1 pseudogene is annotated in these 1,640 nt (G+C 36.6%); it reads left to right on the forward strand.

The features are described from left to right. Nucleotides 1-1,640 (forward strand): annotated as a pseudogene (locus tag WBH99_RS09475) (hypothetical protein); the annotation flags it as partial.

Genomic DNA, 1,640 nt, shown 5'->3' on the forward strand with positions numbered 1-1,640 from the left:
TCCTCGTAGTACCGTTGCAACGGTAACTGAAATTTACGATTATCTTCGTTTATTATTTGCCCGTATCGGTGTGCCTCATTGTCCTGTTTGTGGTGAGACGGTTAGTAAGCGAACCGCCGAAGATATAGTGAATGAAGTTATGAATTTTCCTAAAGGTTTAAAATTGATGATTTTAGCTCCTATTGTAAAATCCAAAAAAGGCGAATTCGCGCATATTCCTGAAAAGTATACTCGTTTAGGTTTTATGCGGGCTAGGGTTGATGGAATTACCTATACTTTAGAAGAATTTCCGCAATTAGATAAAAATATCAAACATGATATCGAAATAGTTGTTGATAGGGTGGCAATTTCGATGGAATCCAGTAATAGAATTTCTCAATCAATTGAACAGGCTTTAACCATGACTGACGGTTTAGTTGAAATACTTGATGTTGACAATGATAAAAATTTCGTCTTTAGTCAAAGACGTGCTTGTATTAACCATCCTAATGAAGAAATACCCGAATTAGAACCCAGACTTTTTAGTTTTAATGCTCCACAAGGTGCCTGTCCGGTTTGTACCGGTTTAGGTAACAGATTAGAAATTGACCCCAGTTTAGTTTTTAATGCTAATCTTACGATATCTGAAGGCGCAATCAGGCCATTTAATCGTGTGAACAGCGAAGCTTGGTATATGAAAAAGCTTGCGGCTCTAGCAGAAGCGCATAATTTTAGTTTGCGAGTTCCAGTACGACAATTAAGTGCTGATATTATAAATAAAATACTTTATGGTACGGAAGATCAAAAATATAATGTCGAGCTTTCCAACGGAAAATTTTATGAAACTACTTATGAAGGTGTAATTCCGAATCTTGAACGTCGCCACAAAGAAACTGACAGTGATTTTATCCGAAAAGACATCGAAAGATTTATGCGAGAGCATGAGTGTTATGTCTGCAAAGGCGCTAGATTAAAACCGGTCGTATTAGCTGTTACTATTCACGGTTTAAATATCATGGATATCTGTAACCTAGATGTCGATAATGCGCTCGATATGTTTATTAACAACCTTAAGCTAAATAAACAAGAACAATTAATTGGCGAGCAGATTATTAAAGAGATTATTGCGCGTTTAGAATTTATGCAAAGGGTTGGTCTTAATTATTTAGAATTAGGACGAGCTGCTAATACTCTTTCAGGTGGTGAAGCACAAAGAATAAGACTGGCGACTCAGATTGGCTCAGGTCTTCAGGGCGTTTTATACGTACTCGATGAACCTTCTATTGGCTTACATCAAAGAGATAATCATCATTTAATTGAGACTTTAAAAAGATTAAGAGATTTAGGGAACACAGTAATCGTAGTTGAACATGATGAAGATACGATTCGCCATGCTGATTATTTATTAGATATTGGTCCAGGTGCTGGGGTGGCTGGTGGCGAAGTAGTGGCCTTTGGGACTCCCGAAGATATTTCAAAAAATCCTAACAGATTAACTGGTCAATATCTAGCTGGTATTAAAAAAATTGATATTCCTAAAAAAAGACGCCCGCAAATTAAAGATAAAGCGATTCAAGTTATCGGTGCTATTGAAAATAATTTGAAAAATATAGACGTAATCTTTCCTTTAGGCCTAATAACGGTTGTAAGCGGTGTTAGCG

This window comes from Azovibrio sp. (assembly GCF_049658005.1).
In the GTDB taxonomy this organism is placed as follows: domain Bacteria; phylum Pseudomonadota; class Gammaproteobacteria; order Burkholderiales; family Rhodocyclaceae; genus Azovibrio.